2 protein-coding genes are annotated in these 1,192 nt (G+C 48.4%); both read left to right on the forward strand.

Features of this window, described 5'->3' with window-relative positions:
• Window positions 1–66: 66 nt before the first annotated feature.
• Window positions 67–375: a transposase gene (locus tag R7R78_RS24155; RefSeq protein WP_004413754.1), complete on the forward strand. Its 309-nt coding sequence runs from the start codon at window positions 67–69 to the stop codon at window positions 373–375.
• Window positions 372–1,192, forward strand: an 821-nt coding sequence (locus R7R78_RS24160; RefSeq protein WP_262634526.1) for an IS3 family transposase, incomplete at its 3' end; no start/stop codon positions are given. The genes R7R78_RS24155 and R7R78_RS24160, both read left to right, overlap by 4 nt.

Raw genomic sequence — 1,192 nt, forward strand, 5'->3', positions numbered from 1 at the left:
CCGAGTACCCCACGTTTAGTAGACACTTTACTAAGTTAGCTCTAGGGTCTAATTGAGAGGTGATTTATGGCTAAACATCGTAATCCAGCGTACACCGAAGAGTTCCGTAAAGAAGCAGTTCGCTTGGCCAGTCTTCCTGGCCGAACAGCCGTCTCCGTTGCCAAGGAACTGGGTATCAGTGCTCAGCAGATCCGGAACTGGAAGCGCCAGTTCACACGCCTATCTGATAAACAGTTTAACACCTTAGATGGTGTCGACTATTCGAAGAAAGAGTCCGAAGAGCTTCGAGCGCTAAGGCGCGAGAACAAGAGACTCAAAGATGAAATGGAATTCCTAAAAAAGGTCTCGGCGTACTTCGCGAAGCAGCAAGAGTGAAGTACGAGTTCATTGAAAGCTATGTCGGTGAGTACTCCATTAGCTTAATGTGCCGTACGTTAGAGGTGAGTCGAGGCGGTTACTATAAGTGGTGTCATCATACGCCGAGTGAGCGTTCAAAGCGGCGAAAGCGCTTTGAACAGCTCGTCATGTGTACCTTTGCCCAATATCGGGCACGTTACGGCTCAGTGCGAATAGCAGAAGAGCTAAACGAAGCAGGCCATGCCTGCTGCGTGAATTATGTCGCTGATATCATGAAGGAAAAAGGTATCAGGGCACGTAATGGCAAAGGGTTTAAATACAGCAAGGATGTAGCTGCGATGACGAATGTTGCCGACAATTTACTGCGTAGAGACTTTGAGTCCGAGACACCAAATCAGAAGTGGGTTACGGACATTACGTATATCTGGGTGAAGAGCCGTTGGCTCTTCTTAGCGACAGTGATGGACTTGCATTCAAGACGCATTGTGGGTTGGTCGCTTGGGACAACGATGACCGTCGAGCTAATCACTAACGCTCTAAAAATGGCGTTTGAGTCACGTAAGCCGCCTAAGGGCGTCATTATCCACTCAGACCGTGGTGTACAATACAGAGCCTACAAATATCAAGACTTCATGCGCAAGCATGGAGGTGTACCGAGCATGAGTCGGCAGGGTAACTGCTGGGATAATGCGGTGATGGAGTCGTTCTACAGTCGACTGAAAGTCGAACTGATATACGCAGAAGACTATCAAACTGTCGAAGAAGCCCGAATGGGCATCTTCGAATACATCGAGGTATTTTACAATCGCAGAAGAAGACACTCAGCGTTGGGGCA

Source organism: Vibrio sp. 2134-1, assembly GCF_033339495.1.